This window comes from Bacillus aerius, assembly GCF_029894105.1.
Classification (GTDB): domain Bacteria; phylum Bacillota; class Bacilli; order Bacillales; family Bacillaceae; genus Bacillus; species Bacillus altitudinis.
In genome coordinates, this window is sequence record NZ_JARYHO010000001.1 from 874,728 (window position 1) to 888,737 (window position 14,010).

Sequence of the window (14,010 nt, forward strand, 5' to 3'; positions counted from 1 at the left end):
GTCAACCCTGCCTTTTTTATTTATGCCATATTCTTTCTATTTCTACATGGTCTGGTTTAAAATATTTCAGGATGTAGACATCTGGATTGCTTAGTTGTTCCCACTCCTTGAATCCAATTGCAGGATCGGCGTGTTTTAGAAGCAGGCTCATAATATTGCCATGAGTGGCGAATAAAGTATGATCTCTTCCTAATTTTATTTGTTCATAGAGTACCTCTACAATACGATTCATCGCTTCTAGGCTCGACTCTCCGCCTTCACAGGTCATATGCAAGTCCGAAAAACTGAGCTTTAGTTTTTCATACCAATCCTTCATTGGTTGACTGCTTAACCTACGTTCAGAGAGACGTTTGTCAATTTGTACCTTTATCTGTTTGGCATGAGCAAGGAGCTCAGCGGTTTGAATCGCTCGTTTATAAGGACTTGAGATGATCTGGTTGAGCTGAATGCCGGAAAAAAACTGTGTGAGTTCATGCGATTGTGTGATGCCTTGAGGCGTTAAAGACGCATCCTCGGATTGTCCATCTGCTTGACAGTGTCTGACGAAATAATATGTCTTCATAGGGGGACACCTTCCTCTAAGTATAAAAAAATCATCCAATATTGGATGAGGGTTCACGAAAGTTTAGGTTCTATTTGTTCGTGTCTGCTTCTTTGTATGGATCTATCAGTTTGGAGGTTAGGTCTAAGTTGAACAAAAAATCATCTACGGTGTCTGTGCCAAAGGGAAGGGCAGAAAAATTAATTGGGATGCTGTCTTCTTGCGTATCTGAAGTAATCGGCTGTTTGTGCTGCTTTTTTCTCCAGTTCTTAAACAAGCGCATGTGAGGCCCCCTTTTCTAAAAAAGATGGATTTATACATAATATACGGGGAGAGTTGTCCGAGCGTCAATTGTTTTCTTCAAAAGGATTTACTACATTTGTACGGAAAGAGCCACAGCTAAGTGCGGATCTTTCCGTGTTTTGACATGGCACGGTGTATGGCTTGTTGTACCTTTCGTTCGCATCTGATGTTGTATGGTTTCTTATGGAGTTTACTCGTCTTAAATTGACCAATTACACGGCGGACTCCTTGATCATAAATGATCAGCTCTCTGCTCGTTTGATCATTTAATAACGCTTGAAACCAGCTGTATTTTTTTAGCTGTGCTGCATTTCGTGATATATCATCTTCATCTACCTGTAAAAAAGGGATATACAGAGCAAGATTGAAGATGTCTAAAATGAATCCCATATTACCGGCCCCCTTCATATCGTTTATTACGATTAGAAAGGGGAATGGTTCCATACAGTTGATTTTAAAAACAATCCCAGTGCATGAACCATTCTTTATTGTCTTTGTCGTAATAGAAATACATCGTGCCGTTATCACCAATCATGAACCGAGGTTTTTCTTCTGAGGCGATTTGTAGCATGAATTCTCCTGACATCTGGTGGGGAGGAGATTGGATGTAAGCTCCGTATCCATCGATTTTTGTGAACGAGTAGTTTGAGTAATGCTCGAAGAAATGATCTGTCGCTTCTTCACTTTCATTAACCTCTGATAAGTCAACGTATGACCAAGCTTCCTCCCAGCATGGATAATCCGGTTGTTCCCCTTCGAGCCACTCTATCTGGAAAGGTTTAATTCCTTTCACTTCTTCAGGGGTCTCAGCGATTTCTAATCCTTCCATTGATGAATATTCAATGAGTTTCCAGCCATCACCGTTTTTGGCGATATCGATCGGAAGGGTTTTCTTGTTGATGAAAATTTGAATCATCTTACATTCATCAAAGCCGTTCATTCCCCCTGGTACTTCGGGTAAATACATTTGTAAAATGGGAATCATAGCTCCATCTTGATCTGCCGGCCACCCTTTATCGCGTTGGATGAAAAAATGACCAGCAAACCAGCTGTACTTAGATGGATCAGGGCGAAACCCGCCTATTTTGGCTACAATAGGTGTTTTTCCTAGTTGATTTAATTCGTCAAAAGCTTTGATCTTCATTTATCCATCCCCCATTCTTTAGCCAGCAATGTGTGCATCTTGAAATGTTCCATTCATGTTGCCAGAGACAATGATGACATGTCCCCAAAATAAATCTCCGTCATGATAGTAGGCTTCGAATTCTCCATTTGGATAAGCATGGAGGCTTTCAAGAGAGATGCGGCTGATAAATTGATCCGGTGTGATCTCTTCTGAATGTTCAGCGGAGTCGTCTTGTTCCTGCCAATCTTTTGCTAGTTCAATCAGCTGATTTGCTGCATATGACTTCATGGAGGCATCCCATGTTGTCTGCTCTTCTACGAGTTGTCTAGCCGTTTTCAGAGAGTCATTCATTTCTTCCTCTTCTTCAAGATTGAAGTAAAGAAGGCACTCCTCATTGCCCCACTGCATGGTTGTTTCAAATAAGTCTAGTCCTTTCACTAATTCAAAGGTACCCAGCTTGTCATCGTGGCAAAAGATAGGTTGTTGAGCTTCTTCTAATATTTCTTGAAGTTCCTTATCTTCAGTATCTGTATCAACAAGTGAAACGAGCATGAATTCATCTTCACCTTTACGTACTTGAAGTGTGACGATAGATTCTTTATGTAATTGCGCTTGTTTTTCTCGTAGTCCCTTTTCATCTGTTAACCAGCACAGTCTCACTTTTTCGGTTATGATGCGGTCTTTTTCCTTCCATGCAATGAGCGGGATTGAAGCAGTCCAAAGAGTCTCTTTTCCTGCTTTTCCTGCGCCGACTCCAGAAGGTCCTGTAACAGCCATGATGTCTATCACTTCTTCTGAGAATCTTTGTTCAAATATGTTGATTTGTTTGTTTGATTTCATAGGATGTCCCCCAGCTTGATTTATTTGATGGAGCTATACCTTTATCACACCGTACATTGGCAGGGGAAATCAAGCTTTTTTTACTTAAAACTGTTTTTTAGGTTTGTGGCAGCAGAGAGGATACATGGATTGCTGGAGGTTGAGTCACAATAAAAAAGCAAATCGGTTCGGATTTTGTATAAATTTGGCTAAGTGAGTCGAAAAGCCTAGGTGATTCTTCCTTTTCTTTATAATTACTTTGACACGATTAGATGAAAAAGTAAAGTAGTACTGAGTGATTTACAAAACCTTCATCATTCTCTGAAACATGAAGCGGCAGTAAATTTAATGTAAATGGATATTTTTCCTTTTATTTACTCGTATTTTTTTGAAACTTATGATGCTTCTTATTCGTTATATTAAAGGAGCACATGTAACCTGCGGAGAAAAGAGCATCGGAATGCTTGGTGCAGAAGATTTACATTTGCAAAATCAATGTAAATTTTTTATGATTTCATTTATATCAGATCGAAAATAAGAAAGAAGAGGTTTTATGAAAAAAATATTTGCGAACAAATATAGCTTTTTTGTTTTGGCTGTTCTTCTATTTTGGGCAAAATCGTACACAGCCTACAAAATGGACTTTAATTTAGGAGTGAAGGGATCTTTTCAAGAGGGTCTTCTCTTATTAAATCCATTCAGTTCAGCCATCGTGTTTTTAGGACTTGCTCTCTTTTTGAAGGGGCGTAAATCGGCCATTGTTTTAATTGTCATTGATTTTATTATGACCGCACTTTTATATGCGAATGTAGCGTACTATCGTTTCTTTGATGATTTTTTAACATTCCCGACAATGAAACAAGCCGGTAATCTTGGGGGAGGTATGACCGGCGGTGTGTTAGCAAGTATTAAGCCGCATGACCTTTTGTACTTCCTTGATATCATCATTTTAATTGCCATTGTCATTTGGAGACCAGAAGTGAAGAAGTTCCAAATGAAAAAAACTTTCGCACTGCTGATTGTGGCTGCAGGTGTTGGACTGTTCTTCGTTAACCTACACTTAGCTGAAAAAGATCGTCCAGAATTATTGACGAGAACATTTGATCATAAGTATATTGTGAAATATTTAGGTGTTTATAACTATGCGATTTATGACGGCGTGCAAACCGCACAAAATGCAACGCAGGTAGCAAATGCGAGCAGTGATGATTTAACGGATGTCGTGAACTATACGACCTCTCACTATGCGAAACCAAATGCAGAATACTTTGGTCAAGCAAAAGGAAAAAACATCATCAAAATCCATTTAGAAAGCTTCCAGTCATTTTTAATTGACTACAAGTTAAATGGAGAAGAAGTGACGCCGTTTTTAAACAAACTAGCTCATGGAAAAGAAGATTTTACGTATTTTGATAACTTCTTCCACCAGACTGGTCAAGGGAAGACTTCTGATGCTGAGCTCATGATGGATAATAGTATGTTTGGCTTGCCAGAGGGTGCTGCGTTTGTGACAAAAGGTGAAAATACCTTCCAATCACTTCCTGCCATCTTAGATCAAAAAGCAGGCTATACGAGTGCAGTGCTTCACGGGGATTATAAATCTTTCTGGAACCGTGACACGATTTATAAACATATGGGAATTGATCAATTCTTCGATGCATCTTATTACAACATGGATGAAGAAAACCTTGTAAACATGGGTCTGAAGGATAAACCATTCTTTAAAGAATCAATCCCAATGTTAGAATCAATGAAAAAGCCATTTTATGCACACTTAATGACATTGACCAACCATTATCCATTTAATTTAGATGAGAAAGATGCGACAATCGCTAAGGCAACAACTGGCGATAAAACAGTGGATAATTATTTCCAAACAGCGAGATACTTGGATGAGTCATTAGAACAATTCTTTAAGGACTTGAAAAAATCGGGTCTGTATAAAGACTCAGTGATTCTATTATATGGTGACCATAACGGTATTTCTGAGAACCATAACCGTGCAATGAGTGAGATTCAAGGGAAAGAAATTACGCCATATCAAAATGCACAAAATCAGCGTGTACCGCTCATGATTCGTATCCCTGGGAAACAAGGCGGCGTGAATCATACGTATGGCGGTGAAGTAGACGTGATGCCAACGCTTCTTCACTTACAAGGTATTGATTCAAATGAGTACGTGAATTTTGGAACAGATTTATTCTCTAAGAAGCACGATCAAACTGTTGCATTCCGTAACGGAAACTATGTGACACCAAAATATACCCTTGTAGATAATACGGTCTACGATACAAAAACGGGTAAAGTAGTGAAACAAAACAAAAAGACAGAAGCGATTAAAGCCCGTGTTGATAATCAGTTAAGCCTGTCAGATAAAGTACTGTACAGGGATCTTCTTCGATTCCATAAGCTATCTGATTTTAAACCAGTGAATCCATCTGATTATTTCTATGGTAAAACAAACAAAGAGACAGAAGCGGATTCTTCTGCTAACTAACTGAGTTTTGGGCAAGCACAGAAAGGTGCTTGCCTTTTTCTCTCTTACAGCTTGATTTGTTGGCAAAATATGTTTATATTTAGGGAGAAACAAGCGTGGCGTCAGCGGTCAGCTGGCGATAACTCATTTTGTCCTAGGGGATTTCAGGAGGAGCTTATGACAACAAATACAAAAACACAAAAAAAGAAATCAGAATTATGGGGCTGGATCAAAGCCATCTTAATCGCATTTATTGCTGTTTTTATTATTCGTAACTTTTTATTCGCACCGTATATTGTGAAGGGGACTTCTATGGAACCGACACTGCATGATACAGAGCGGGTGTTTGTGAATAAAACAGTCGATTACTTCGGCGATTATAAACGCGGACAGATCATTGTTCTTGATGGGGAAGACCGCAGTACTCACTATGTGAAACGATTGATTGGTTTACCTGGTGATAAAATCGAAATGAAAAATGACCAGCTATATGTGAACGGTCAAAAAGTGGCGGAGCCTTATTTAGCATCAAACAAAAAGAAAGCTGCCGCAGATGGCACCTTGCTGACACCTGATTTTGGTCCTCTTACAGTCCCTAAAGGAAAGTACTTTGTCATGGGTGACAATCGCCAAAACTCAATGGACAGTCGCAATGGTTTAGGTCTTTTTACAAAGAGTGACATTCAAGGGACAACATCATTCGTGTTTTATCCCTTCCAAGATATTCGCTTAATCAATCACTAATCAATAAGAAAAAGCACACAGGCGTGTGCTCAGGCTGTCGAGAAAATCTCGACAGCTTTATTTTTTTCCTTAAAATTTACATCTCCTCATTTTATAATAGAGAAAAGCCCACTAAAGGAAGGTGTTTTTCTCATGTTCCACACTAGAAATTCTTCTCAGCACGAAGCCGAATTTGTATTACTAGATCAACTGGTCGAAGAGGATCACCTGCTTCGTAAAATTGATCAGTACATTGATTTTTCATTTATCGTAGATAAAGTAAGACCGTATTATAGCGAGAATAAAGGTCGTCCTTCTCTTGATCCACTTATTTTGTTCAAAATGATGTTTATCGGATACCTGTACGGTATCCGTTCTGAAAGACAACTTGAAAAAGAAATTTACTATAACATGGCGTATAGATGGTTTTTAGGTTTGAACATCAATGACCCCGTTCCTCATCACTCGACCATTAGCTGGAATCGTCGTACTCGATTCAAAGATACAACGATTTTTCAAGACATTTTCGACGAGATTGTGCTTCAAGCTATCAATCATGATATGGTAGGAGGCCGCGTTCTTTTTACTGATTCAACTCATCTTAAAGCCAATGCCAATAAACATAAATATATGAGAAAAACGATTGAACAAGATACCCAGAACTATATAAATGATTTAGAAGAAGCGATCCAAGAAGATCGGGTGGCACACGGAAAAAAGCCCTTAAAGGTAAAAGAGGAGGTGAAAACGGAAAAAGACATTCGTCAAAGTACGACTGATCCTGAAAGTGGCTATCTTTATCGTGAAAACAAACCGGAAGGCTTTTTCTACCTAGACCACCGTACAACGGATATGAAGTACAATATCATCACGGATGCCCACATCACGCCCGGTAATGTCCATGATTCTGTTCCGTATCTTGATCGGTTGGATCACCAAATCGCACGATTTGGTTTTCAAGTAGAAGCTGTTGCCCTTGATTCTGGTTATTTGACGACCCCAATCTGTAAAGGTTTATCAGATCGCCGTATTTTTGGTGTCATCGCACATAGACGCTTTCATCCAACAAGAGGTTTATTTGAGAAGTGGAAATTCAAGTATGACTCTGAACATGATCATTACATATGCCCAAATGGTGAGAAGCTATTATATACAACAACTGATCGAAAGGGTTATCGATTCTACAAATCAGATCCTAAAAAATGTGCATCGTGTTCTTTCCTTGAAAGATGCACAAGGTCGAAAAATCATCAAAAAGTCATCTCAAGACACATATGGGAAGAACATAAAGAAAAGATCAGACAAAATCGTCTATCTGTCTCTGGAAAAGAGCTATATAAAAAAAGAAAAGAAAAAATAGAGCGAAGCTTTGCAGATTCAAAACAACTGCACGGGCTTCGCTACTGCCGGTTGAGGGGAAAACAAAATGTGAGTGAGCAAGTTCTTCTCACAGCTGCCTGTCAGAACATGAAGAAGATTGCCACACATCTAGCGAAGCTAGGTTAGGTGTGTGGGAGGCCTTTTTCATTCAATCTCATCCATCATCATTACGATGAAAATAAAAAAGATTGTAGAAAAACATGAGTTTCTCTACAATCTGAGCACACAGGCGTGTGCTTTTTTTGTTTGGTTAAGACTGACTTTTTGAAATCGCCTGTTCTAGATCTGCCAGAATATCTTCAATCGCTTCAGTTCCAACAGATAAACGAATAAGTTCTGGTGTCACCCCTGTGGCTTTTTGCTCTGCTTCACTTAATTGCTGATGCGTTGTGCTGGCAGGATGGATGATGAGTGACTTAGAGTCGCCTACGTTTGCAAGATGTGAGAAAAGCTGAACTGAATCAATGAGTTTTTTTCCTGCGTCTTTGCCACCTTTAATGCCGAATGTGAGGATGGCGCCTTGTCCTTTTGGTAAATAAGTTTGAGCCAGCTCAAAGGATTCATGGCCTTCAAGACCTGGATAACTGACCCATTCTACAAGAGGATGATCTTGTAAAAATTGTGCTGTCTTCAATGCATTTTCACTGTGGCGTTCAAGGCGAAGGTGCAATGTTTCTAAGCCTTGCAAGAGTAAAAATGAGTTGAATGGTGATAAAGCCGCCCCTAGATCACGTAAGAGCTGTACACGTGCTTTTGTGATATAAGCCGCTTCGCCAATTGCTTCCGTATACGTCAGGCCATGATAGCTTGGGTCTGGTTCAGTCAGGCCTTTGAACTTATCGCTATCACCCCAAGGAAACTTACCGCTGTCGACGATGACTCCGCCAATGGATGTGCCGTGGCCGCCGATGAATTTCGTCGCTGAATGGACGACAATGTCTGCGCCAAATTCAATCGGTCTTAACAAATAAGGGCTGGCAAGTGTATTATCCACAATTAGAGGGATGTGGTGCTTGTGTGCAATGGCTGATACGGCTTCAATATGTAAAATGTCGCCTTTTGGATTTCCGATGCTCTCTGCATACACTGCTTTTGTTTTATCTGTAATGGCTGCTTCAAGTTCTTCAAGGTTTGAGGAATCCACAAACTTTACTGTTATTCCAAGCTTTTTCAAGGTATGCGCAAATAAATTATATGTGCCGCCATACAGACTGCTGGAGGATACGATTTCGTCACCAGCTCCTGCAATGTTTAAAATGGAGTAAGTGGTCGCTGCTTGTCCTGAGGAGACAGCAAGTGCACCAATTCCACCTTCAAGCTCAGCGATCCGTTTTTCAAACACATCATTTGTAGGGTTCATAATACGTGAATAAATATTACCGGGTTCCTGAAGTCCAAATAAATTCGCCGCATGCTCACTATCTCTAAAACCGAAAGAGCTTGTTTGGTAAATAGGTACAGCTCTTGAATAGGTGGCTGAGTCCAGTTCTTGACCTGCGTGAATTGCTTTTGTTTCTAAACGAAATTGAAGTTCTTCTGACATGTGTGTATCCTCCTTTTGTTAGATAAAACCAACTACTTTAATAAGAAATATTTAATAAGACTATAAATCTTGTTTACTGCCCGGTCAATCATTTTTTAGATAAATCTGAAAAAACAATAAATATAGTTGACATGTCGGAATAGTATGTATTAACATAAGCATACTGAAAATACCAACAAGAATCGCTGATCGGTCAACCGAAGGCTCGTTCACTCAGGCATGAGTGAAGGGCCTTTTTTTATTTTAATCAGGAGGGAAGCTGAAGATGGAGAAAAAGAAAAAACGAAAAAAATACAGAAAACATTTGGATATCACATTAGACATTTTGATTGAGCGGAACAAATATGAGATTTACAGCAATCAAGAACGAATAGAAGAAATTTACGATCGTATTGATGAAAAGCATACAAGGTCGAAATAACCATTTTATAAAATATAGTTGATTTATAGGAATAATATGATTTAGGATGGTGCTAACAACTCAATATGAATAGCTGATCGGACAACACGAAGGCTCTTATCTCTCTTTTGGGATAAGGGCCTTTCTGTGTATCTATCTGATGACAAGAGGAGTGAACTTGCAATGACTATTTCCATTGATATTGTGGATAAGTCTTTTTGGAAAGACAAACAAACCATTCAAGTGCTTGAAAACGTAAGGCTCACCATCGTTCCTGGTGAATTCGTGACGGTGATTGGTCCGAGCGGATGCGGGAAAAGTACATTGCTGAAGATGATTGGAGGCCTTGATACAGATTATGATGGGCAGATCGTGATAGGAGAAAGGCGTGTGGTAGAACCAGGAATGAAACAGGGCTTTATCTTTCAAGAGCATCGCTTGTTTCCATGGCTGACGGTCGAAGAAAATATCGCTGCCAATTTCAATTTAAAACAGGCGTCTGTTCGCCGCAAAGTGGATGAATTAATTGAAATTGTTCGGTTAAAAGGTTTTGAACACGCCTATCCACATGAGCTTTCAGGCGGGATGTCACAACGTGTTGCTATTGCAAGAGCACTCCTGCGTGATCCGGAGATTTTATTGCTTGATGAACCTTTTGGTGCGCTAGATGCATTTACACGGAAACACTTACAGGATGTACTGCTGGATATTTGGCAGGAGAAAAGAACAACGATGGTGCTTGTCACTCATGATATTGACGAATCCATTTATTTAGCCAATGAAATTGTGCTGTTACAAGCAAGACCCGGTCGAATTCATAAAATCCTTCCCTTGAACTTACCATTCCCGCGGAATAGAACGTCAACAGCTTTTCAGAGCTTAAGACAAAAGGTGCTTTCAGAATTTGAGAAAACAGATGAGCTGTTACTGACGAATGGCTCAGGAATTTAAGGAGGTCAAATTGAATGAAAAGGCAAAAAAGGATCGTTCTCTTTCTGGGTATCCTCCTTGTATTAGCTGGGTGTGGTCAAGCAGCGAATGGATCAGAAGACAAGCCGAAAGAGATTCGGATTGGGATTCAGCAAAGTCTAAGCCCACTTCTTTTAGCAAAGGAAAAAGGGTGGTTTGAGCAATCATTTGAAAAAGAAGGTGTGAAAGTCAAGTGGGTGGAGTTCCAAAGTGGTCCTCCCCAATTCGAAGGACTCGCCGCCAATCAATTAGATTTTTCACAGGTTGGTAATTCACCTGTTATAGCTGGTCAGGCAGCAGGTATTGATTTTAAGGAAATTGGTTTATCTCAGGATGGGTTAAAGGCGAATGGAATTTTAGTGAATAAGAACAGTGAGATTCAAAAAGTAGAAGATTTAAAAGGAAAAAAAATCGCCGTTGCCAAAGGAAGCAGTGGTTTTGACTTTTTATACAAAGTATTAGATCAGGCTGGTTTATCTGCAAAGGATGTTCAGATCATTCAGCTTCAGCCGGATGAGGCAATATCTGCGTTTGAAAATGGATCAGTTGATGCTTGGTCGATCTGGGAGCCGTTCTTATCACTTGAAACGATAGAAAAGGGAGCAAAGCTACTGGTTAATGGAGAAGCGACCGATTTATATTCACCTGGATTCACACTTGTCAGATCCAAGTTTGCCGATGAGTACCCTGAACTAGTGGTGCAATTTTTAAAAGTATATGACAAAGCGGTGAAATGGCAGAAAGACCATCAACAGGAAGCCATTACACTTTATGCTCGTTTGAAACAATTAGATCAGAAGGTGGTGACACAAGTATTAAACAATACAGAGCCGCTCAATGAGCCTATTTCTAAGAAGATCATAAACGCTCAGCAGCATACAGCTGATTTTCAATATCAAACAAAGGCGATTCAGCGGAAGATTGATGTCAATCGGGTGGTAGATAATTCGTTTATTGAAAAAATGCTGAAAGAGGAGAAGAGTTGATGAAAGCTGCATCTAACCCAGCCCTTGTGACTAAAACTGAGCGAATGAAGAAAAAAAGGAGAAAAGCTTCATCCTTCATCATGTTAAAAGGATTTGTATTACCTGCTTTACTCATTGCGATTTGGCAGGGAGCTGCTGCTTCCCAAATCGTTTCTTCTACTGTACTACCTGCACCCACTGTCATTGCGGAATCTTTTCGTGAGTTGATTCGTTCCGGTGAGCTGTTTGGCCATCTTTACATCAGTCTCTACAGAGCAATATGCGGATTTTTACTTGGGGGAGGTTTAGGACTTGCGATGGGTCTGTGTGTCGGTTTTTCTAGGAAAACCGAGCATTATGTAGATCCGACCTTGCAAATGCTGAGAACAGTTCCTCATTTAGCGGTGACTCCTTTATTTATTCTTTGGTTTGGTTTTGATGAATCAGCGAAAATTTTATTGATTGCACTTGGGGCTTTTTTTCCGATCTATATCAATACTTTTCTAGGAATTCGCAGTGTAGATAACAAGCTTTTCGATGTGGCTCGCGCTTTAGAGTTTAATCTGTATCAAAATATCACAAAGCTCATTTTACCTGCTGCCCTTCCTCATATTCTTCTGGGCGTGAGGCTTTCATTAGGCATTGCCTGGCTTGGTTTAGTGGTGGCTGAATTGATGGGGTCGAGTAGTGGAGTCGGCTACATGATTATGGATGCAAGACAATTCTCGCAAACGGATAAAGTGTTTGTAGGGATTATCATCTTTGCGGTAGTTGGTAAGATGACTGATTCATTTGTACGGCTGTTAGAAAAGCGACTGCTCAAATGGCGCACAAGTTATCAAGGTGAAAAATAATAGGAGGCGATATGATGAATATTCTATGGTTTATTCCAACGCATGGGGATGGGCGTTATTTAGGATCTTCGAAAGGGGCAAGACAGGCAGACTATCCGTATTTTAAACAAATTGCTCAAGCTGCCGATCAGCTTGGGTACACAGGGGTCTTGCTGCCTACTGGTAGATCTTGTGAAGATCCATGGCTGACAGCGGCCGCTTTAGCTGCAGAAACAACCCATTTAAAGTTTCTTGTGGCTCTTCGGCCAGGGTTGATGCAGCCATCTGTTGCTGCTAGAATGACCTCCACATTTGATCGGCTTTCAGGCGGGAGACTGCTGATCAATGTTGTAGCGGGAGGAAGTAAAGAAGAACTTGAAGGAGACGGGCTATTCATTTCTCATGATGAACGCTATGAGGCAGCAGAAGAATTTTTGACCATCTGGAAGAGGTTATTGAAAGGAGAGAATGTTCAGTTTCAAGGGAAGCATCTGCAAACACAAAATGGACGGCTGTTATTTCCACCAGCTCAAACACCACATCCACCCGTTTTTTTTGGAGGATCATCAGAAGCAGGCATTCAAGCCGCTGCAAAACATACAGATGTTTATTTAACTTGGGGCGAGCCGCCTGCACAAGTAAAAGAGAAAATCGCACAAGTGAAAAAGCAGGCTGAAAAGGAGGGAAGAACGGTGAGGTTTGGTATTCGACTTCATGTGATCGTGAGGGAAACGGAAGATGAAGCTTGGCAGGCAGCGGAACATCTGATTCGTCATTTAGATCATGAGACTATTGATGAGGCGCAAAAGACTTTACAAGGGATGGACTCAGTAGGGCAAAAACGAATGGTTGAATTACATCAAGGGAATAAAGAGAAACTTGAAATTAGCCCTAATCTTTGGGCGGGCATTGGCTTAGTTAGAGGCGGGGCAGGAACAGCGCTCGTCGGGGACCCGCATACAGTAGCAGAACGTATAATAGAATATCAGTCTCTAGGTATTGATACATTTATCTTTTCTGGTTATCCGCACTTAGAAGAATCTTATTATTTAGCAGAACTTGTTTTCCCGCTTCTCCCATTTAAAAGAAATGGTGATGCAGGACCACACGTTCCTGCTGGTGAAATTATTGGGAACAATTACTTTCCTGATACAGCCTCTGCTGCAAGTTCCTCATAAATGAAAGCAAAGCAGTCATACTTGTCGGGCTGCTTTGCTTTTTTTATAGAAAGAGAAGCAAGTAAAATGATATGTGCTGTGGAAGAAGGCAAGGGCTTTTTTCCCAACAGGATTTCTTGTATATACATATTTTAAGAGACAAGAGAAGAAGGAAAATATGCTCACTCTTTTGTCGGAATTATCAGTTAATATGTCGTATTTGATGTGTTAACGACATATAATTAGGACTTTTATATCTGATATATCGGGGGAATTCTTTCTATCTCAAAAAAATGAAAGATTAAATAGAAGAGATGATGAAAATGAACTATTTGAAAAAAGGCAGAAAAAAGATGGATTTATTGCCAATATATGGGTTTTGTGGTTCTTATGTTGTGGTGAAAAATAGTAAAAAAGGGAGAATTTATACAGTTGAACATGAATAATTGAATAAAAAGTCACAATTTACACGAAAATATGTTCGGTCAAAAAAGGGATCTTCTGTTGATGTTTGGAGTGTGACGCCTATGATACGATCATCATAAGCTGGGAGGTGAAAAGTATGACTTATGCAGCGCCGCAAGTTGACTATTCCACTATGGAACCTGCTATTATGGACCAAGCTTGGTTCTTAGTATTTGTTGCTGTCCTTCTTGGATTGGGAGCAACAGTTGTTCTAGGAGCAGCAGTTTGGTGTTTAGCAAACGGCAAGGGTAGCTTTACAGGAGCCGTTCAGTGGGAAAGTGGCTTAAAAGTCCAAATTGAATGTAAGTAG

At 40.1% G+C, this 14,010-nt stretch carries 15 protein-coding genes; 9 read left to right on the forward strand and 6 right to left on the reverse strand.

Annotated features, from left to right (window positions below):
• Window positions 1-16: 16 nt before the first annotated feature.
• The 5 genes from M2353_RS04495 to M2353_RS04515 all read right to left on the reverse strand — a co-directional run bounded on the left by M2353_RS04495 (window position 17) and on the right by M2353_RS04515 (window position 2,810).
• Complete coding sequence (locus M2353_RS04495; protein ID WP_284725025.1) at window positions 17-562, reverse strand: histidine phosphatase family protein; 546 nt, start codon at window positions 560-562, stop codon at window positions 17-19.
• A 70-nt stretch (window positions 563-632) separates the two neighbouring features.
• On the reverse strand, window positions 633-824 hold the full coding sequence (locus M2353_RS04500) for a hypothetical protein (protein WP_045035292.1): 192 nt from the start codon (window positions 822-824) through the stop codon (window positions 633-635).
• 116 nt (window positions 825-940) lie between these two features.
• On the reverse strand, window positions 941-1,234 hold the full coding sequence (locus tag M2353_RS04505) for a hypothetical protein (RefSeq protein WP_047947339.1): 294 nt from the start codon (window positions 1,232-1,234) through the stop codon (window positions 941-943).
• Window positions 1,235-1,298: 64 nt separating this feature from the next.
• Window positions 1,299-1,988 carry a DUF1963 domain-containing protein gene (locus M2353_RS04510; protein WP_284725026.1) on the reverse strand — a complete coding sequence of 230 codons (690 nt, stop codon included), beginning with the start codon at window positions 1,986-1,988 and terminating at the stop codon, window positions 1,299-1,301.
• An 18-nt stretch (window positions 1,989-2,006) separates the two neighbouring features.
• Window positions 2,007-2,810, reverse strand: coding sequence for a DUF2262 domain-containing protein (locus M2353_RS04515; protein ID WP_284725027.1), 804 nt, complete (start codon window positions 2,808-2,810; stop codon window positions 2,007-2,009).
• Window positions 2,811-3,342: 532 nt separating this feature from the next.
• Here M2353_RS04515 and ltaS point away from each other — a divergent pair.
• From ltaS to M2353_RS04530, 3 genes are all read left to right on the forward strand, one after another.
• Window positions 3,343-5,286 (forward strand): lipoteichoic acid synthase, encoded by a 1,944-nt coding sequence (gene ltaS, locus M2353_RS04520; protein ID WP_007497007.1) that lies wholly within the window; start codon window positions 3,343-3,345, stop codon window positions 5,284-5,286.
• Between the two features lie 156 nt (window positions 5,287-5,442).
• Window positions 5,443-6,009: a signal peptidase I gene (gene lepB / locus M2353_RS04525; protein WP_039170157.1), complete on the forward strand. Its 567-nt coding sequence runs from the start codon at window positions 5,443-5,445 to the stop codon at window positions 6,007-6,009.
• A gap of 132 nt (window positions 6,010-6,141) precedes the next feature.
• Entirely contained in the window at window positions 6,142-7,494 is a 1,353-nt protein-coding gene (locus tag M2353_RS04530; protein WP_096880954.1) for an IS1182 family transposase, read from the forward strand.
• A 124-nt stretch (window positions 7,495-7,618) separates the two neighbouring features.
• Here the strand turns inward: M2353_RS04530 and M2353_RS04535 are convergent, their stop codons facing one another.
• Window positions 7,619-8,911 (reverse strand): homocysteine synthase, encoded by a 1,293-nt coding sequence (locus M2353_RS04535; protein WP_019743963.1) that lies wholly within the window; start codon window positions 8,909-8,911, stop codon window positions 7,619-7,621.
• 265 nt (window positions 8,912-9,176) lie between these two features.
• Here M2353_RS04535 and M2353_RS04540 point away from each other — a divergent pair, with 265 nt between their 5' ends.
• The 6 genes from M2353_RS04540 (at window position 9,177) to M2353_RS04565 (ending at window position 14,010) form a co-directional block, all read left to right on the forward strand.
• Entirely contained in the window at window positions 9,177-9,332 is a 156-nt protein-coding gene (locus M2353_RS04540) for an FbpB family small basic protein (RefSeq protein ID WP_034647783.1), read from the forward strand.
• 162 nt (window positions 9,333-9,494) lie between these two features.
• Window positions 9,495-10,262, forward strand: a complete 768-nt coding sequence (locus M2353_RS04545) for an ABC transporter ATP-binding protein (protein ID WP_284725028.1) — start codon at window positions 9,495-9,497, stop codon at window positions 10,260-10,262.
• A gap of 14 nt (window positions 10,263-10,276) precedes the next feature.
• Window positions 10,277-11,266 carry an aliphatic sulfonate ABC transporter substrate-binding protein gene (locus M2353_RS04550; protein WP_284725029.1) on the forward strand — a complete coding sequence of 330 codons (990 nt, stop codon included), beginning with the start codon at window positions 10,277-10,279 and terminating at the stop codon, window positions 11,264-11,266.
• Between the two features lie 44 nt (window positions 11,267-11,310).
• Window positions 11,311-12,099 (forward strand): ABC transporter permease, encoded by a 789-nt coding sequence (locus M2353_RS04555; protein WP_284725987.1) that lies wholly within the window; start codon window positions 11,311-11,313, stop codon window positions 12,097-12,099.
• Between the two features lie 14 nt (window positions 12,100-12,113).
• Window positions 12,114-13,256, forward strand: coding sequence for an FMNH2-dependent alkanesulfonate monooxygenase (gene ssuD / locus M2353_RS04560; RefSeq protein WP_284725030.1), 1,143 nt, complete (start codon window positions 12,114-12,116; stop codon window positions 13,254-13,256).
• A gap of 541 nt (window positions 13,257-13,797) precedes the next feature.
• Window positions 13,798-14,010 carry a hypothetical protein gene (locus M2353_RS04565; protein ID WP_003211695.1) on the forward strand — a complete coding sequence of 71 codons (213 nt, stop codon included), beginning with the start codon at window positions 13,798-13,800 and terminating at the stop codon, window positions 14,008-14,010.